This window comes from Brevibacillus sp. 1238 (genome assembly GCF_029892995.1).
GTDB lineage: Bacteria > Bacillota > Bacilli > Brevibacillales > Brevibacillaceae > Brevibacillus > Brevibacillus parabrevis.
Genome location: NZ_JARXWC010000004.1, coordinates 46,988 through 65,913, shown reverse-complemented (window position 1 = coordinate 65,913; position 18,926 = coordinate 46,988). Strand labels below are relative to the sequence as shown.

18 protein-coding genes are annotated in these 18,926 nt (G+C 52.2%); 14 read left to right on the top strand and 4 right to left on the bottom strand.

All coding sequences use genetic code 11. The features are described from left to right. The first annotated feature begins 16 nt into the window (after nt 1–16). The 6 genes from M2298_RS11180 (at nt 17) to M2298_RS11155 (ending at nt 7,108) form a co-directional block, all read left to right on the top strand. Nucleotides 17–2,173, top strand: a complete 2,157-nt coding sequence (locus tag M2298_RS11180; protein ID WP_274874262.1) for a CocE/NonD family hydrolase — start codon at nt 17–19, stop codon at nt 2,171–2,173. A gap of 359 nt (nt 2,174–2,532) precedes the next feature. Then, complete coding sequence (locus M2298_RS11175) at nt 2,533–2,937, top strand: hypothetical protein (RefSeq protein WP_122964667.1); 405 nt, start codon at nt 2,533–2,535, stop codon at nt 2,935–2,937. Nucleotides 2,938–2,952: 15 nt separating this feature from the next. Beyond that, complete coding sequence (locus M2298_RS11170) at nt 2,953–3,459, top strand: hypothetical protein (RefSeq protein WP_173597580.1); 507 nt, start codon at nt 2,953–2,955, stop codon at nt 3,457–3,459. Between the two features lie 280 nt (nt 3,460–3,739). Beyond that, nucleotides 3,740–3,913: a hypothetical protein gene (locus M2298_RS11165; protein WP_280648520.1), complete on the top strand. Its 174-nt coding sequence runs from the start codon at nt 3,740–3,742 to the stop codon at nt 3,911–3,913. A gap of 97 nt (nt 3,914–4,010) precedes the next feature. After that, the gene (locus M2298_RS11160; protein WP_173597582.1) at nt 4,011–5,357 is read left to right on the top strand and encodes an APC family permease; all 1,347 of its coding nucleotides are present in this window, start codon (nt 4,011–4,013) and stop codon (nt 5,355–5,357) included. Nucleotides 5,358–5,476: 119 nt separating this feature from the next. Next, nucleotides 5,477–7,108: an amidohydrolase gene (locus M2298_RS11155; protein ID WP_280648519.1), complete on the top strand. Its 1,632-nt coding sequence runs from the start codon at nt 5,477–5,479 to the stop codon at nt 7,106–7,108. 92 nt (nt 7,109–7,200) lie between these two features. On the opposite strand, the gene M2298_RS11150 is transcribed toward M2298_RS11155, so the two are convergent. From M2298_RS11150 to M2298_RS11135, 4 genes are all read right to left on the bottom strand, one after another. Then, nucleotides 7,201–7,761 (bottom strand): cupin domain-containing protein, encoded by a 561-nt coding sequence (locus tag M2298_RS11150; protein ID WP_173597584.1) that lies wholly within the window; start codon nt 7,759–7,761, stop codon nt 7,201–7,203. A 74-nt stretch (nt 7,762–7,835) separates the two neighbouring features. Beyond that, nucleotides 7,836–8,345: a GNAT family N-acetyltransferase gene (locus M2298_RS11145; RefSeq protein WP_173597585.1), complete on the bottom strand. Its 510-nt coding sequence runs from the start codon at nt 8,343–8,345 to the stop codon at nt 7,836–7,838. Between the two features lie 284 nt (nt 8,346–8,629). Next, a complete protein-coding gene (locus M2298_RS11140; protein WP_173597586.1) occupies nt 8,630–8,923 on the bottom strand; it encodes an SAV0927 family protein in 294 nt (97 codons plus the stop codon). A gap of 37 nt (nt 8,924–8,960) precedes the next feature. Continuing rightward, a complete protein-coding gene (locus tag M2298_RS11135; protein WP_173597587.1) occupies nt 8,961–10,319 on the bottom strand; it encodes an APC family permease in 1,359 nt (452 codons plus the stop codon). Between the two features lie 248 nt (nt 10,320–10,567). Between M2298_RS11135 and M2298_RS11130 the strand changes: the two genes are divergently transcribed. The 8 genes from M2298_RS11130 (at nt 10,568) to M2298_RS11095 (ending at nt 18,897) form a co-directional block, all read left to right on the top strand. Next, nucleotides 10,568–10,690: a hypothetical protein gene (locus M2298_RS11130; protein WP_255679163.1), complete on the top strand. Its 123-nt coding sequence runs from the start codon at nt 10,568–10,570 to the stop codon at nt 10,688–10,690. Nucleotides 10,691–10,732: 42 nt separating this feature from the next. Beyond that, nucleotides 10,733–11,449 (top strand): amidase domain-containing protein, encoded by a 717-nt coding sequence (locus M2298_RS11125; RefSeq protein WP_173597588.1) that lies wholly within the window; start codon nt 10,733–10,735, stop codon nt 11,447–11,449. Nucleotides 11,450–11,471: 22 nt separating this feature from the next. After that, nucleotides 11,472–12,014, top strand: a complete 543-nt coding sequence (locus M2298_RS11120; RefSeq protein WP_173597589.1) for a hypothetical protein — start codon at nt 11,472–11,474, stop codon at nt 12,012–12,014. Nucleotides 12,015–12,435: 421 nt separating this feature from the next. Beyond that, nucleotides 12,436–13,380, top strand: coding sequence for an agmatinase (gene speB, locus M2298_RS11115; RefSeq protein WP_173599223.1), 945 nt, complete (start codon nt 12,436–12,438; stop codon nt 13,378–13,380). A gap of 161 nt (nt 13,381–13,541) precedes the next feature. Further along, nucleotides 13,542–15,014 (top strand): aldehyde dehydrogenase family protein, encoded by a 1,473-nt coding sequence (locus tag M2298_RS11110; RefSeq protein WP_217022276.1) that lies wholly within the window; start codon nt 13,542–13,544, stop codon nt 15,012–15,014. Between the two features lie 25 nt (nt 15,015–15,039). Continuing rightward, the gene (locus M2298_RS11105; RefSeq protein ID WP_122964678.1) at nt 15,040–16,428 is read left to right on the top strand and encodes a putrescine aminotransferase; all 1,389 of its coding nucleotides are present in this window, start codon (nt 15,040–15,042) and stop codon (nt 16,426–16,428) included. 110 nt (nt 16,429–16,538) lie between these two features. Then, nucleotides 16,539–18,677: a sigma 54-interacting transcriptional regulator gene (locus tag M2298_RS11100; protein WP_122964679.1), complete on the top strand. Its 2,139-nt coding sequence runs from the start codon at nt 16,539–16,541 to the stop codon at nt 18,675–18,677. Beyond that, the gene (locus tag M2298_RS11095; RefSeq protein WP_173597593.1) at nt 18,661–18,897 is read left to right on the top strand and encodes a hypothetical protein; all 237 of its coding nucleotides are present in this window, start codon (nt 18,661–18,663) and stop codon (nt 18,895–18,897) included. Before M2298_RS11100 ends, M2298_RS11095 begins: the two co-directional genes overlap by 17 nt. Nucleotides 18,898–18,926 lie beyond the last annotated feature (29 nt).

Genomic DNA, 18,926 nt, shown 5'->3' with positions numbered 1-18,926 from the left:
AAAGAGGAGAGCTACGATGGAGAACAAGCAACCGTCTGGACAAGTTTTTGGCTATTATCAATCAGGCGTTCACATCGCTGATTTGCTTTTGGGAAAAGAGCGAGTGTGGCATCGGCCTACAGGTTGGGAGTCGGAAGAAAAGGCAGAGAGAAGCTTCGAACTGCTCGCCGAAGACAAAGCGGTCTACGAACTGCCTGTGTACGAGCTGAGCCGCAGGCTTGGCGAGTGGAATGCGCTCGACTGGTCGGCTGTCGAGGAGATGCATCCGCCTGGTGGCGGCTGCTACCAGCGGCATGAGCGAGTCGAAGGGACGCTCTCTGGCGGGCGGGAGCACAAGCAGGCGTGGGTGTGGGCGCTGCGCGGCGGAGCGATGCCGATCGACCTGATCGTGTGCGACAACGAGGTCATCGCATTCGTCTTGACGGGCAGGGGAGACAGTGTGGTACTCGTGCAGGAAGGCTGGGAAAGCATGACGCCGCTTGTGCTGTGGCAAGATGCGCAGCTTTCTGCCGCGCGCTACGGCGTCAAGCATCTGGGCAGGCACGACGTAGCCATGCGCGATGGCATCAAGCTGGCGACAGAAGTGTGGATTCCAGCCGGATTGCAGCCGGGCGAACGGGTGCCGACCATTTTGCTGCGGACGCCATACGGACGGATGGACGCGATTTTTCGCCGTCTGCCATTCGTCGCGCGCGGCTACGCATTGGTCGTACAGGACACGCGAGGGCGGGAAGACTCCGAGGGCGAATGGATTCCGCTGGTGCATGAGCGCGAAGACGGAGACGACACGCTCAACTGGATCGCGGAGCAGCCATGGTCGGACGGGGCAGTCGGCATGCTCGGAGGTTCGTACGTAGGCTATGTGCAATGGGCGGCAGCAGCGAGCGGCAACCCGCACTTGAAGGCGATTTTCAGCTACGTAACCGTCGGCACGCCGTACATCGACATTCCGCGAAAAGGCGGGACGATTCTCACGGGGCTATCGTGGATTTTCATGATGGCCGAAAAGCGCCGAAATGTCGCTGCCCTCAGCCGGGATGACTGGAGCGAAGTGCTGAAAGTCCGCCCGATCAAGGAAATTCCGCAAAAAGTGCTCGGGAAAGAAATCCCGTTCTGGACAAAATGGATGGAGCATCCCGATGGCGACGATTTTTGGGCGCGTTCCGACTGGAAGCAGTTTGCCGATCAAGTAAAAGTGCCTGCGTTTCTCGTATCCGGCTGGTACGACGACAACGGAATGGGCACAAGCGAGGCGTGGGAGGTCGTGTCCCAGAACATGCCAGAGCACACCCGGATGATTCTCGGCCCGTGGTACCACAAAGCCAATACGACGCGCGAGATTCACCACGTGCCATTTGGAAACAACGCGATTCGCTACGATCTGGACGTGACGCAGCTGCGCTGGTTTGACCGCTATTTGAAAGGCATCGAAAACGGCGTGGAACACGAGCCGCGCGTCCAGTATTACATGGTTGGCGAAAACGAATGGAAGACGTCCTCGGCGTGGCCGCCAGCAGAGGCGCAGCAAACGGCGTTTTATTTGAGCAGCCATGGACAGGCGAATACGAGTGCGGGAGATGGTGCCCTGACGCTTGCGACTCCCGGTGAGCAGCCAGCGGATACGTACTTGTTCGATCCGCTAGATGCCGCGCCGTACTTGCTTGATTTGTCCGAGAACGAAAACTGCGTGCCGGAAAACTACGCCGAGGTAGAGAAACGTCAAGACGTGCTTGTCTACACATCGGAGCCTTTGCAGGAAGCGGTCGCCATTGCCGGGGAAATCTCTGCCGTCCTGTACGCAGCCAGCTCGGCCCGCGATACGGATTGGCTCGTGCGACTGAGCGACGTGGACGAAGCGGGCAACTCGATTCGCCTGTCGGATGGAATCATTTGCGCCCGCTACCGCCATTCGTTTTCCGAGCCGCAGCTGCTCGAACCGGGACAGATCGAACGCTACGAAATCCGCATGGGCAAAATCGCCAACGTTTTTCAAAAGGGCCACAGAATCCGGGTCGCGGTCACGTCCGGTGCGGAAAACTTCTCGTTCCCGAATCCAAACACGGGAGGGAACCTGGCGACGGAAACCGAGACGGTGGTCGCCACGCAGCACATTTACCATGATGAACGGCATCCGAGCCATATTCGTCTGCCTTTGCTGCCTGTGAATCAATAAAGGCTCGCGTGGGATTCAAGCAAAACTTGCACAAGCACATCCAGAAGACAGCGGCTGCCAAATTCGTTTGGCAGTCTTTTTTTGTGAACAACGGCTCGACGTTTTCCATGAAATGGGATGTGACCGCTTGCGCTCAACAAAACGCTCGGTTCGACTGGGGATTCGGAAAACTTGTGGCTAATCAAGGATACAAACGGTTATGTACACAGTTTTGGTGTGCAGATCAATAGATGAAGCTATTTTCCCGCCTATATATGTGGGGTGATTTCGCTTGAGATAGAAAAGTAAATGAATTACCAATATTTGACAATCTAGCGCATTTGTGTAATGATATTGCTTATTACGGAGGTGATTTTGTTGTGAGGAAAATAAGTGGATTTGTTTTTTTGTTCACAATTGCAAGCGGATTGGTTGTTGGTGGCGGAACTACTTTTGCTAGACCAGACTATGTTTGGGGGTTTGAGGATTACTACTCATACGCGGTTGACCAGAAAGCCGAACCGGGAAATGTGTTTCTAAGCGGTTACACAAAAGGCGAGGGGCCAGATTTAAAAGGCGTAAGCACAACTTCCAAATTTTACAAAAACGGAACATTTATTACCGATAAGACTAAAAAAGATTCCTCCGGCGAAGGTGCATGGGCACAAACATCGTACTATACAGGGCCAGGTACAAAGGAAGCTGAAGTGAAAACAGTTCACAAGGCATACACGCTGGATAATTCCTATATATCCAAGACGACTGGCAAGGTTTGGAAAAAATAAAGGTGGGGTAATCATATGTTGAAGAAATTAATACCTGTATGCGTTGGGCTCGCTGTCATGGCTGTTGTTGGCCAGAGTGTGTTAGCTGACAAAGAAGTTCAGCAGTTGACTGATTCATCGCAAAAGTATCAAAGCATGACGTTAGAGAAGCTGGGCGTACAATTGAACAATAATACGTTCAAGGGAGGAAGTGCTTCTGAGCTTCCCGTACTGGATACAGTAAAAGATGCTCAGGGGAACGAGTGGACCTATGTCTCGTATCTGCACAGCAATTTGATTGAAGAGCAGTTAGAAGAAAAATACTCTGAAAAAGTAGCGACGTCATTTATTGATGTTCAGGAAAAAATCTTGGATCCCATTATTCAAGTAGGAGATACAATACCCGTACTCTTGCTTAACGAGGATCTTACACTTGGAAAAATGGCATATTTGCAAGAAGAAGGAGAAGGAAAGCTAATTCTTGCTGAATTTAAATTGGACGAGGACAATCAAGAATGGATTGTCACGAAAAGAGCAAAGTGATTCGTTTCTCGTATCGACTGTGTCGTGTTATCTAAGAAAACATCCTCTCTGGAAAATGAAGTGCGCCCCTACCTTTCACTCGTGAGAATAACTTCTGAATGTGTGCCTCTTTTTCATCATAAAAATACACCTTAGGGTTCAGCGGATCTATCAATAAAGGCCCGGATGGCTTTTCAAGCAAAAGCTGCACAAACAAAACGAGTGACAATAGTTTCATACAAAACGTGCACAAGTAAAATACAGAAGACAGCGGCTGCCAAATGGCTTGGCAGTCTTTTTTGTGTCCGAAAAACGCCGCGATATTTTTCCGGAAAAAGCAAATGTCACCACCTTTCTTCCCAAACAGCGCGGAAAATGCTTACGCCCGTTCGTCAGTAAGTATGCAAAAATGGATAGCCGATGCACCATTGCATACATTTCGGCGGCAGCAGAATTAGACCTGGCAGCAAAATAAACGGAATTTGCTAAATTATCTGACTTGGTACAAAATATGCAGAGGACAACTTCTTGAAAAAGAGAGTAGCTAAACAAAAGAACTGGGGGATTGATCAATGGAGCATCCGTCTGCACCAACGCTGAAGCGCTCGCTAACTCTTAGGCACATCGTCTTTTTCGGACTTGCTTTTATGGCGCCGCAAACGTTTTTCTCGACGTATGGTGTCGCCGTACATAGTACGAACGGAATGATGCCCACGGCTTACGCCATCGCCATGATTGTCATGCTGTTTACCGCGTACAGCTACGCGCAGCTGGTCAAAGCGTTCCCGAATGCGGGGGCGGCCTACACGTTTACCCAGAAGACACTTAGTCCGCACGTCGGTTTTATTGTCGGCTGGACGATCATTATCGACTACATGTTCAGCCCGATGATCAGTTCCTTGCTCATCGGCATCTCGCTGTCGGCCTTTTTCCCTTCGATTCCGATGTTCGTCTGGATTGTGTCCTTTATCGCCATCATTACGGCGGTCAACATTCTCGGCATCAAGCTGGCAGCGCAATTCAACACGTACATGCTTCTGCTGCAACTGCTTGTTTTTCTGCTCTTTTTCATTTTGGCGATCTACGGCTTGCAGACTGGCAAAGGAGAAGGGACGCTGTTTTCGACCGTGCCTTTTTACGATGCCCAAATCAGCATCCCGACGCTGTTGTCCGTCGTTCCGCTGCTCTGTTTCAGCTTCCTTGGCTTCGATGCGGTGACGACGCTGTCGGAGGAGACGAAAGACGCGACGAAAAGCTTGCCGAAAGCGATTTATTTGATCACGCTGATCGGCGGACTGTTGTTTATTGCCGGGTCTTATTTTTCCCAACTCATTTATCCGCAGTTTCAGTCTTTTCAAAACCCCGACTCCGCCTATCTGGAAATCGCGATGGACATTGGCGGGACAGTGTTCACCGGCATCGTGATCGCAGTCGGTTTGACAGCCGGATTCGCGTCGGCGGTAGCGTCCGGGACGAGCGCCTCGCGCATTTTATACGCGATGGGCAGGGAAAATGTGCTGCCGAAAAAAGTGTTTGGCTATTTGTCGCCCAAGTATCGGACCCCTGTTTTCAATATTGCCATCATTGGTCTGGTCGCGTTGAGTGCGCTGTTTCTCGATTTGCTGACCGCTGTGTCGTTTATTAATTTTGGAGCGCTGTTTGCCTTTTTCTTCGTCAATCTGGCGGTCGTTGCCCATTATTACATCCGCGAGAAACAGCGGTCGTTCAAAGGGACGATTTTGTACCTGATTCTACCTTTGATCGGCGCTGCGCTCATCGGCCTGTTTTTCATCAAGCTCGACAAGCATTCCCTGTTGTTGGGCGGCAGTTGGCTCCTGCTTGGCTTTATTTATCTCGTTGGACTGACGAAAATGTTCAGACAGCCGCCGCCGATGCTGACGGTTGACGAAGTGCACTAATGGGGCGAAATCGAGCATTCCAGCAGAGAGGAAAGGGTGATGCGAGATGGGCTAACAGCGGTCATTGCTGAAGGCAACTTAACTCGTTTCCAGCGAAAAATGAGAGGATGAGACAAACAATGGGAAAACAAATAGCGGATTTGATCATATCAAGCAATGCCGTTTTTACCGGGCTTTCCGAGAAGCCGGAGCCAGCGGCGATTGCGATTGCCAACAACAAAATCATCGCGGTCGGCACAAAAGAAGAGATCAGCGCTTATGCCGGGGAAGAGACGAAAGTGTATTCGTTTGTCGACCAGCTGATCATGCCGGGATTCCACGATTTTCACCTGCACATCATGCACGGGGCCGTGGCGATGGAATGCGTCAACTTGTTTTCCGCCCGATCGCAAAGAGAGGCGCTGGAGATGATGCGCGAGTTTGCCCAGGCAAAACCGGATGAGCCGTGGGTCATTGGCAACGTCTGGGATGCGGCTTATTGGGACACGCAGCAATTGCCGAATCGCTATGCGCTGGATCAGGCTGTGCCGGATCGGCCAGCGCTCATGTTTCACGCGGAAGGGCATTACGCCTGGGTCAACTCCAAAGCGCTGGAACTGGCCGGAATCGACAGGGATACGGAAGACCCTGCTTTCGGGATCATCGGCAAAGACGAGGAGGGGGAGCCGAACGGCCTTTTGTATGAAAAGGCGATGGGAGCCGTCGTCCAGCACGCGTATCACTTTTCCCGCGAAAAAAGACGCGAGCTGTTCCGCAACTTCCTCGCGTATGCGGCGAGCTTGGGCGTCACGGCGGTTCACGACCTGTTTGCGACGGAATCGATGGCGATCTTGACGGACTATGACGTATTCCACGAGTTTGAGGCGGCAGATGAGCTGACGATGCGGATTCATCTCTGGCCTGCTCTGGATGGCGATTTGGAGCGAGCCAAACAGCTTCGCGAGACGTACCAGTCAGACATGCTGCGCGTATCGGGGCTGAAACAGTTTATCGATGGCGTCATTACAGCGCGCACAGCGTATTTGCTTGAGCCGTATGCCGATCAGCCCGACACGCGGGGCGAGACGTCATTCCCGCCGGAGACGATCAAACAATGGGTGGTGGATGCCGACAAGGAAGGCTTCGCGATCCGCTTCCACGCCATCGGAGACGGAGCGATCCGGCTTGCCTTTGACGCCTACGAAGCAGCGCAAAAAGCAAACGGCAAGCGCGATGCCCGCCACTCGATCGAGCATGTGGAGGTCATCCACCCGGATGATATTCCCCGGTTCCGGGAGCTGGATGTCACCGCTTCGATGCAGCCCGACCATTTTGCCATGTCCGAACGCGGCGTCTATACGGACCGGATCGGGGCGGAGCGGGAGAAGCATGTCTTCTCGATCAACACGCTGCAAAAGGCCGGGGCAAGGCTGGCGTTCGGGACAGACTTCCCGATCGATCTGCTGAATCCGTTGCTCCAGGTGTACCGGGCTGTCACCAGGATCGACAGCGGCGGCGCAGATGTCTGGCATCCGCACGAGCGAATTACGCTGGCCGAGGCACTGCGGGCGTACACAGCCGGGTCTGCTTACGGCTCGTTCCGGGAACAGGAGCTGGGCACGCTGGAGGCGGGCAAGCTGGCAGACATCGTCGTGCTTGCGCGCAATCTTTTCGCGGTGCCAGTCGAGGAAATCCCGGATACGAAAGCAGTGCTGACAATCGTGGATGGAAAAGTGGTTTTTGAGCATACGCAAGCACTCGTCGAAAGCTGAGCAATTGAGCATTTGCCATGAAAAAATCCCGACTCCTGCACGCAGGGTCAGTCGGGATTTTTGCTTTTTTTTGCTTGAAGTCAAATGGCTCATCAGGAGTGATGCCGTTCTTCTGCCATGGCAGCCGCCTTTGTTCGGTGGACCGTTCCGTGCGGATGGTGGGGCGGCGCGTAGATCGAGTACAGCTTCAGCGGCTCGTTTCCGGTGTTGATGATGTTGTGCCACGTGCCTGCGGGAACCATCACGGCGTAATCGTCATTGAGTCTTGCCTGGTAGTCCAGCCGGTCTTTTCTCGCTCCCATTTGCACAAGCCCGTGTCCGTCCTCAATGCGGAAGAACTGATCGGTGTCCGGATGTATTTCCAAACCGATGTCTCCACCTACCGGAATGCTCATCAAGGTGACTTGCAAATGCTTCCCCGTCCACAAGGCGGTGCGGTAATAGTTGTTTTGCTTTGTCGCTTCATCGATATTGATCGCCAGCGGGTGGGGGCCGTAATCTTTCAGCTCGACCCGATTCCAGCTGCTCTCCCAGTTGCTGTACCAAGGATAATAGGCTGGATACCAGTGGTGTCCCCAAGACGTTTGGTCCCAGTCCCAGCTCACAGGCGTGACAGGGGGATGCCATGGATAACCATAGTGCGACGGATACATTGAATTGCTCCTCTCTCCAGTTGCTGTCCCTATTACCGTATGCAGCTGCCTATGAAGGCGAAAGCCCAAATTCGCTAAGCGCGGGGTTCCACGCTCTTTTGCCATTTGTGATGTCCGTCTGTTGTCCCGAGCAGGTGGAAGCCGTTGCGCTGATAAAACTGGTTCAGCTGCGGATTGTCCGCTACGCAATCCAGTCTCAGGTTCTTCTGCTCGCTTGCTGCATGCTGCGTGATCCAGGTCAACAGATCGGCTCCGAGTCCTTTTCGCATCGTAGCAGGACGCAGGGCGAGCCTGTGAAGATAGAGGCTGTTTTCGGAAGCATCTTCTCCCCAAATATGGCGGTCCCATTCCGTTTGGCTGGCTGCGATGGTAAAGGTGCCGATCAGCTCCGGCCCTTTCCGTACGAGATACGTGTGCTGATCCACAATCGCTTGTGCAATCTCCTCGTCGTCTCCGCCTTCCAAAAGAAACGCCCATTGCCTGATCCCTGACTCTTTCAGCCATTGCGCGACCTGCTTCAGCAGACTGATGACAGCCAGCGTATCGTGTGGCGTAGCAAGCTGGATGTGCCAATCGTGGGACATGGTTGTTATCCTCCTTGTTAGCCGTTTGAGAATAAGCGGGCTGTTTGTTATTTTACTGGCTGCGCATGCATTTTCCTGCCGCCATGCGAAAAGGTTCCGATTTTCCGGATACCTGCTACTGTGAAAGCGGTCGATACGGTTTCCTTTCCGGGAACGGCAAGCAGCTTGTGCGGAGACGGAAAAGGTTGTTTGTTCGCCGATCATGACGATCAAGGATCGCCGGGCGTCACAGCGCAAAAAAGCCGATGCCGCAAACAGGCACCAGCTCGTGAAAGTTTCTTTCATTAATCGAGATCGTCGTGTTTGAACAAGGAAGAGAGCGCTTTCGCAAGGAAACTGGAAACGACCTCTTCGTCTTCCGCATGCACAGCCAACGAATGAACCCAGTTGTGATCGTGGCCGACATCGTCGGAGCACAGCAAGGCGGCGCGCATGTTTTGCAGCGACATGACGATACTTTTTCCATCGAAATGCCGGGAGTAGAAAAAGGCGAAATCATAGCGGCGCTGCTCGGTGGCAAAAGTGACGAAGCGGGACAGCAAATTTTCTGATTGATCGTACAAATATTCAAACTTCATTGTCGACTCACTCCTGTGCTTGATTTGGGGCCGAGCTTTAAATGGCTTCCTCGAAGTCGATGACCGGAGGCTTTTTGGTGAAAAATTTGGTGCTGAACAGCAAGTAGCTGATGCCGACCAACGACCAGGTGAGTCCAAGGGTCAGCGCGTGGCTGTCCAGGTTGTACCAGAGAAAAGCGACAAAGCTGGTGCCGATCAACGGCGAAAGCAGGTAGTGAACGACATCGCGCAAAGAACGCTGTTGATTGCGAATATAGTAATGGGCGATCACAGAGGCGTTAACGGCAGTAAAAGCGGTCAATGCGCCAAAATTAATGAAGGCAAGCGCCGTTTCCAGGTCGAGAAACAAAGCGGCCAGGGAGATGGCTCCGACAAAAAAGACGTTGCGCGCCGGAATGCCTTTGACAGGGTGCAGGTGGCCGAACAGCTTTTTCGGCAGGACGTTTTCTCTGCCCATCACGTACAGCAGGCGGGAAGCGCTCGTATGGGAAGCGATCCCGGAAGCAAGCGCAGCGGTTATGCTGCCCGCTACGAAGATCGCGTAAAACAGATCTTGTCCGAGAATCATCGACATTTCGGGTGAAGGCGACTCCGGATTTTGGAAATGGTCCACCGCCGGAAAAGCAAGCTGAGTGAAGTAGGAAGTCGTGATGAAGATGACGCCCCCGATCAATGCTACGAGAAAAATGCCGCGCGGGATCGTTTTCAGCGGGTCAACCGCTTCTTCCGTATACGTGGTGACGGCATCGAAGCCGAGAAACGAAAAGCAGAGAATCGCAGCCCCGGTGAGCAGCGTCGGCAGCGAGATCGCTTCCCCGTAAAAAGGCTGGGCTGTAAAAGCAGGCGCACCGTTGGCGGCAGAAGCAATGTGCGAAATGCTCAGGCAGACGAAAACGACGACAACGATGACCTGAAACACGACCAGCAATGTATTGAAGTTGGCCGTAGACTGAATACCGCGAAAATTGATGTAAGTAGTGACCGCAGCCAGGAGGATGCCCAATATCCAGCCCGGAACCATCGGAAAGGCGGCAGACAAGTAAATTTTGCCGAGGAGTACATTAATGACAGGCAGAAATACGTAGTCGAGGAGTGATACCCAGCCGACGAGAAAGCCGATGTGCGGGTTAATCGCCTGACGGGCGTAAGAGTAGGCAGACCCGGCGACGGGAAATACCCGCACCATTTTCCCGTAGCTGGATGCGGTAAACAGCATGGCAGCCAGCGCCAAAATATAGGCAGTCGGAACATGCCCGCCTGTTTCCTGGCTGACGATGCCGTACGTATCAAAAACGGTCAGAGGTGTTAAATAGCCCAGTCCCAAAACGATAACCTGCCACAGCTTCAAGCTTCTTTTTAATGTGGGTGCAGTTGAATGATTCAGGCTTTTTTCCATGACCAATCCCCTTTGTTTGTAAAATGAAAGCGGTTAACATTTCGCGGTCAGCTTCTATTCGATCCAAACCCCCGGCCGCCCGGCTGCGGAGTCTGGTCGCATCGTTTTTCCTCATGCCGTTTGCCCCCCTTGCTTCCCCAAACTGTGGTGTACATGATGCGACTATTTCTCTCAGCCATGTAAGCAAGTGATATGCCAAACGCGAAAGGGCGCCATCTATCCCGCTTTTTGCTGCGGGAGGGGTCAGCGTGCGCGTTCCTATTCATGCAAAAATTCATGGATTACCCAAAAATGCATACAAAACGGTCGCGCTTGCTTCTGCTCTTAATAAAAATAAATTGAATATTTTCCAATATTTTGATTTAATGTAAATTGATTTGAGCTTTATTTTTAAAAAGTTAACATGCAAGGAGATGGAAAACTTGAAGACGATGTTAAAAAAATCATTGGTACTAACATGCTTAGGATCAACATTACTAATTGGACAAGCATTTGCAGCACCAGAAACTATGTTTACAAATACGGATTCCCAAATAAACAATAATTTTGATCGAAAAGGTGCCAAAAAATACGCTGAAAAGTATGCTGAACGACCGGGGAACAAAAATTATGCAAATTATGGAAGTAATGGCGATGGCGGTGACTGCACGAACTTTGTCTCTCAAGTATTACATGAAGGTGGGGGTCTGGATTTTCATGGGAAGGCTGGTTACAACAGGAACACCAAAGATTGGTACTATTACGGTCGCAATGTTCCGGAAAATACAAATGATAAAAAATCTCGCACATCTTCTTGGACTGGTGCTCATCAATTTAGAGAACACTGGGCAGTAGTTAATGGTTCAGGAGGGGAATTTGCGTATCAAGCCAAAAAGTACTCAGTCAAAGATGCAATAAAGAATTTTAGAGACATTTACAATGATTTGTACGAAGGCGATATTGTTCAGTATGTTGATGCTTCAGGAAGAACCATTCATTCGCAAGTAGTTCATCGCTTTAAGGATGGAGAAGTGTATATGGCTCAACATTCGGTAAATGACAGTGATTATACTTGGGGGACAGACCTGCCATTAAGTGAATGGCTCGATTATGGCGGGGCATATGTTGTGACAATAAAAATCAAGAAATAATCCGCTAAAAGGGGATGAAATCATGTTTGTACATCGAACAAAAAAACTTCTCGCTTTAACATTAGGCAGTCTTGCTATTTTAAGCGCTGGAAGTTTTCTTGGCTACCAAGCTTATGCCGATGATTCGTCCAAAACGGAAATGCTTGAGCAAATGAAAGAAGAGTATAAAAAATTGGCCGATCAAGATGATCCTAATGCGCCGAGCGAAGAAAGGCAAAAAATCAAAGACTTGGGGTGGGAAGTAGGAAAGCTCGAAAAAGAACTGAACCCCGAAAACCCCGAGGATGTATTAACACGTAAGTTAGCTGTTTTCAAAGAGATGACACTCATTCATGAATCAAGCTACAAGGACAGCGATGCAGATGCCAATGACCCAAAAGTAACCGAGATTGTAGAGCAAATCGAACAGCGAAAAAAACTGGTTGCAAAATTTGAAGAGAAATTGGCTTCTTTAAAAAAGAGAGCTAAAAAGGCAAAGCAGTCTGAAGAGGCCAAAGAAGAAGCAGAACAGTTGCTGACGGAATTTCAACAGGAGAAAGAAGCTCTCAGTATACAAAGCGAGTAATAAACTAAATGTGCAAAAATCAAAGGCGTTGCTCACCAGAGCAGCGCCCTTTTCATGACCAGTCCATGCAAAAACGATGATTCAAAAACGCATAGATTATGCAAAACCGCATAAGCCGCCCCCCTTGCTGCAAGTGTTCGCTGGAAAAGTAAATTGGCATAATATTTGCAATAATTATTCCGCGAACAAGCAAGGAAGGAAACAAGGAGTGGTTACGAGCGATGCGAAACAAGCTTTTCCTCATTGCCGTCCTGCTGTCGATGATTCTTTTGCCGCTTCGCCATTACATGGCAAACGAATACAGGCAGCGTTGGACAGGAGCAGAGGGATAGACACCAGATAGCCAAACCAAAAGTCCAACGCTGTAGAACAAAATGCAGCCGTCTCCTACACACTATCTACAAACGGAGGACTTCAACCTATGCAATATCCACTTTCCCCAGACGTAAAACCGGAGTTTTGCACGACAGGCACGTTCATGCGGTTACCGTCGGCAAGAGAAAATGCCAAAGTAGCGATTATCGGACAGCCGTTCGACACGGCCGCTTCGTTTCGCGTAGGGGCGCGGTTTGCTCCGCAAGCGATTCGCCAGGCTTCCATGACGCTGTTTCCGTATCATCCGACGCACAAAGTATACCCGTTCGAGGATACGCAAGCGATTGATGTCGGAGATGTTTCGGTCATTCCGCACAACATCCACCGCAGCTATGAGCTGATGGAAGAAGCCGTGCTCGACCTGATGAAAAAAGGCATCGTGCCGATTGGGCTGGGCGGCGATCATTCGATTACATTAGCGTCCTTGCGCGCCGCCAAAAAAGTATACGGACAGGTAGCGATGATCCAGTTTGATTCGCATACAGACACGTGGGACACGTACTACGACGAAAAATATTGGCACGGTTCCCCGTTCATCCGGGCGCACGAGGAAGGACTTTTGCAGCCGGACAAAGTACTTCAGGTCGGGATTCGCGGGACGCTGAACCATCCGGGCGACATCGAGGCCAGCTACGAGCTGGGGTACAACGTGATCACGACACAAGAGCTGCGCAGCCGCGGATTTGCGGATGTCATTGCGCAAATCAAAGCGCAGATTGGAGAAACTCCTTGCTTCCTCACTTTTGACATCGACTTTATCGATCCCGCCTTCGCACCCGGCACCGGAACGCTTGAGGTAGGCGGCTTCACCAGTCACGAGGCGCTGCAAATCATACGCTCCCTGACAGGCCTGAACTACATCGGGTTTGACCTCGTGGAAGTGTTGCCTCCGTACGATCCGACGCAAATTACTTCGCTGTTGGCAGCGACATTGATTCACGACTTTGCCGCCCTGGTTGCCCTCCGGCAAAATCAGCTGGCGAGCCAATAAGAAATCTATTCATTTTTGCATAATCGATGATTTTTTGCATAAATCAGTCGTACAAGTGCCCAGGCTTACACCAATGGTAGTCGTGCTTCCTTGATTGGCACGGGAGTTGCTTTAAGGAATGACACTGAGAAGGGACACAGCGGAAGGAGAGGATGGATTGCATGATAAACCTGAAGATGTACATCAACGGGGAATGGGTGGATGCGCAAAGCAAGAAGACCCGCGAAATCTTGAATCCCGCTACAGGGGAAGTGATTGCGCTCTCGGCAGAAGGGGATGTGGAAGACGCCCGCCATGCCATTCAGATCGCCCGCGATGCGTTCGATAGCGGCATCTGGTCGGAACTTCCGGCAGCGGAGCGCGCCCGCTACTTGCTGGCGATTGCCGACAAGCTGGAGGAGCGGGCGGAAGAAATCGGCAGGCTGGAGACGCTGGACAATGGAAAGCCATTGCGCGAGACAGCTTTTGACGTCGCGGATGCGGCTGCTTGCTTCCGCTACTACGCGGGGCTGGCTACCAAGCCGGACGGACAGACGTATCACGTGGCAGACCCGGTGCAAGCCATGGTCGTGCGCGAGCCTGTCGGTGTGTGCGGCCTGATCGTGCCGTGGAACTATCCGCTGCTCATGGGTGTGTGGAAAATTGCGCCTGCGCTCGCCGCCGGGAATACGATCGTGTTCAAGCCGTCAGAGGTCACTCCGGTTACCGCCCAAAAGCTGTTTGAAATCATCGAGGAAGTCGGCATTCCCAAAGGCGTAGCCAACATGGTGCTCGGAGCGGGAGCAACGGTCGGAAACGAGCTTGCCGAGAGCCATCTGGTCGACAAAATTTCTTTTACAGGCGGTACGGCCACCGGGCGCAGCATCATGCGGGCTGCTGTCGGCAACATCAAAAAAATCTCCCTCGAACTGGGCGGCAAATCGCCGAACATCGTTTTCGCAGATGCAGACTTCGATACGGCTGTTGATTACGCGCTATTCGGAATTTTCGCGAATCAAGGGCAAGTTTGCTCGGCGGGATCGCGGCTGCTGCTCGAAGATAGCATTCACGACCGCTTCGTCGAGCGACTGGTGGAGCGCGCCCAAAAAATACGCGTAGGCCGTGGCGACGATCCTGCTACGGAGATGGGCCCGGTCGTCAGTCAGGCTCACATGGAAAAAATTCTCCATTACATCGAGCTGGGCAAAGCAGAAGGGGCACGCCTCTTGTGCGGAGGAAACCGCCTGACGACAAACGGTCTGGAAAAAGGCTATTTCATCGAGCCGACGATTTTCACCGATACGACCCCGTCCATGAAAATTGTTCAGGAAGAAATTTTCGGGCCAGTGCTGGCGATTCAACGCTTTAAAGACGAGGCAGATGCCGTGCGTCTCGCCAACGATACCGTGTACGGACTGGCGGGCGGCGTGTTCACCCAGGATGGCGCCAAAGCGATGCGCGTCATCAAAAAGCTGCGCGCCGGAATTACGTGGATCAACTGTTACCATCCGACCTACAACGAAGCGCCTTGGGGCGGCTACAAGCAAAGCGGCATCGGCCGCGGCCTGGGCACGTTTGGCTTCGAGGAGTACACGGAAGTGAAGCAAATCAACATCAACCTGCAAGTTCAGCCAACCGGCTGGTTTGAAAACTAATCCAACCAATCAGGAGGACAGCGAGATGAGCAAAACCGTGGAGAGCAAACAGCAGAACATACAAGTACAAGAACAGTACAAAGACGTCTACGCCTATACGAGCCAGATTCTCGATCTGATCGCCAAAACCGACATTACAAAAGACGAGGCAGAGTGGGTAACGCGCCAGACGGTCGAGAACTTCCGCGACCACGTAAATCCCGGCTTTCTCGGCTACCGCAAGTCGGTTACGAAAGACGGACAGTTCGCCGCCGTGGAATGGAAGGACGCAGGCCCGAACTCCTTTATGGATGTAAACGGAAAAGAATACATCGATTGTCTCGGCGGCTTTGGCATTTACAACGTCGGGCATCGCCATCCAAAAGTAGTAGAGGCCGTCATTAACCAGCTCAACCGTCAACCGCTGCACAGCCAGGATTTGCTCGATCCGCTGCGCGCCATGCTCGCCAAAATTTTGGCTGACGTGACGCCGGGCGAGCTGAAGTACGCCTATTTTGCCAACAGCGGTACGGAGACGGTAGAAGCGGCGATCAAGCTGGCGAAAATGCACACAGGGCGCACTACGTTTATCGCTACGACAAAAGCGTTCCACGGCAAAAGCCTGGGAGCGTTGTCCGCTACGGCCAAAGGCGTATTCCGCAAACCGTTTTTGCCAATGATTCCCGGCTTCCGCCATGTGCATTTTGGCGATATCGACATGCTGCGCAAAACATTCGAGGCGTGCGCGCTCGTCGGGGAAGAAATTGCCGGGGTGATCCTCGAACCGATCCAGGGCGAAGGCGGAGTGAACCTGCCGCCGGAAAACTACTTGAAGCAAGTGCGCGAGCTGTGCGACCAGTACGGTGCCCTGCTCATCTTGGACGAAGTGCAGACGGGAATGGGCCGCACCGGAAAAATGTTTTGCTGCGAGCATTACGATGTGGTGCCGGACATTTTGTGCCTGGCAAAAGCGTTTGGCGGGGGCATCATGCCAGCAGGAGCGGTGGTCGCGACGGAGGAAGTATTCAAAAGCTTTTTCCCGAACCCGTTTGTGCAGACGACGACTTTTGGCGGAAATCCGCTGGCGTGCGCCGCAGCGATTGCGACCTTCAACGTGCTGATCGAGGAAAACTTGCTGGACCGCTGCGTGGAAATGGGCGAGTACATGCTGAAAGGGCTGCGCGCCGCAGCAGCGGCTCACAGTGACAAAGTGCAGGAAGTGCGCGGCAAAGGGCTGCTGATCGGAATCGAGTTCCATAACGACGAGATTGGTTACGAGGTGTCCAAAGGCTTGTTTGACAACGGCGTTCTGGTAGCCGGAACGCTGATCAATGCCAAGACGATCCGCATCGAACCGCCCCTCACGATTACGTACGAAGAAGCAGACAAAGTCATCGAGACTTTCCAAAAAGTGCTGCCGCAAGTCCAAATCTAACCGATAGACAGGAAAAGAAGACTGCCCACCCCAGTCTTCTTTTCCCTTTCTTCTCCATGGGAGCCCTGAGTATAATAGTAGTCACATGCCAAGCTATATTGGGAGGACCTATGGTTTCCAATTGTTTTGTACGAAAAACGTATCCAGTATCGTTTGAATCTTCTGCGAATGAAGTGTGGGACATCATGACTCGGTTCAACGAGCGTTATGTGTTTGTTACCGATCCCAAAAGCGAAAACAAGTATGTTGCTTATATACGAAATACGGATATGCTGCCGCTCTTGACCGAGCCGGGCTGGATGGACAAGCCCGTTCGGGAGCTTCCGTACCAGACCAACCTCGCCTATTATCAGCAAGGAATCAGCATACCCGACTACTTCAAGGTGTTTGGGGAGGAAGTCGTGGTCGTCCGCGACCCGGCGGGGCAAGACGAAGGCTATTTGCGCCGCGAGGATGTCTTGTACTACATTTTGACCAATCAGTCCGGCCACCCGGATTGGATGCGATCTTTGCTCAACTCGATTCCGATGGGCATTTTGATCGTGGACAAAAAGGGGCAGATCGAAAACTTCAGCTCCGAAGTGTTGCGGATGGTTCGCGTAACGCCAGAAGAGTTGCGACAGCAACGGGTAGGCGAATTGCTGGACCCGGGCGTTTTTCAGCGAGTGATTGAAAACGGGGAAAAGGTGCTCAATTACATCATCGTCAACGAACGAATCGGCGTGCTCGCCGACTTTTGCCCGATCCACAGCCACGATGGCACGGTGACCGGAGCGACGATCGTCCTGCAAGATTTGCCTTTTATCGAGCGAATGGCGATGGAAATGGAGTACGTCAAAAACCTCAACACCGACTTGCAAGGGATTCTCTCCTCGATCTACGACGAAATTCTCGTCCTCGATGAAAAAGGCGTGCTGCTGCGCTACAGCGGCAACCTGATCGAAGACTTTTGGGAAATCAACAAGGAGCAGCTGCTCGGCATCAATCTGATGGAGCTGGAACAGGAGGGCTTGTTTTTCTCGGCGATTGTCCGCATGGTGATGGAGCGCAAGCGCAAGGTGTCTGTCACACAGGAAAGCCGCTCGGGCAAAAACGTGCTGGCTGTCGGCAACCCGATTTTCGCTGACAACGGAAAGCTGGAGCGGATCGTCATCGCTTTGCGCGACGTGACGGAGACAGTCATGTTGAAGGAAGAGCTGCTGCAAGTCAAAAAAATATCGGAAAAGTACAAAAAAGAGCTGGAGCATTTGCGCGACCAGAAGCAGTACGCGAAAAACCGCCAGCTGATCTACGCCAGCGAACCGATGGAAAAAGTGATGAAATACATCCACAAGATCGCCAACACGTCCTCTACGGTGCTGCTCACCGGGGAATCAGGCGTCGGCAAAGAAGTGTTTGCCCGCACGATTTACGAGCTGGGACCGCGCTACAGCCAACCGTTCGTCAAAGTCAACTGCGGGGCGATCCCGGAGACGCTGTTGGAAAGCGAGTTGTTTGGCTACGAAAAGGGCGCATTCACAGGTGCAAACTCGAACGGGAAGCCGGGGTACTTCCGGATGGCGCACAAAGGCGTGCTGTTCCTCGACGAGATCGGCGAAATGCCGCTGAATTTGCAGGTCAAGCTGCTGCGCGTGCTCCAGGAGCGGGAAATTATTCCCGTAGGCGGCTCCGAGATCGTCGAGGTCGACGTGCAAATCATTGCCGCGACCAACAAAAATCTCGAAAAAATGGTCGAGGAAGGCACGTTCCGCGAAGACTTGTACTATCGGCTGAACGTCATCCCTGTCGTCATTCCGCCGCTGCGGGATCGCCCGGAAGACATCCCGCTGATCAGTTTGCACTTTTTGCAGACGTTCAATGAAAAATACGCGCGCTCCACGCAATTGTCCCAGGACGCTCTCGACTTGCTCGAATCGTATTCCTGGCCGGGCAACGTGCGCGAGCTGCAAAACATCATCGAACGGATTGTGGTCACCGCAGACGAGGATTTGATTGAGGCGCACCATATCACACCGCTTTTGAAAACGAAAAAGAAGCAGTATTTGCGCCAGCGTCTGACCAAAATCATGCCGTTGAAGGAAGCGACGAGAGCGATGGAGGAGCAACTGATCAAGATGGCGATGGATGAGTTCAAGACGACCTCCATGGCTGCCAAAGTGCTTGGCGTCAGCCAGTCCACGATCAGTCGCAAGTATCAGGAAATCCAAGAAAAGATAAGTCGAGGTGAGCCGATTGGGTTTAAAGTATGACGTGGTATCGCCGTTTGCCGGAACCATTGAGCGAATCTTTTTTCAATTGAGCGATTCGGTGCAGGAGGGGGAATTGCTGTTCACATTGGCAGAGGGGAGCAGGCGAATGGACATTCTCTCTCCGGTCACGGGCAGCGTAGAGGCGATTGAAGTCGAGAGCGGGGAGCCAGTCATTGCGGGGATGATTTTGGCTTCGATCGTGCTGCGTCAAGAAGGATAAATAGAAAAAAGGGATCAGCCGAAGCGGGC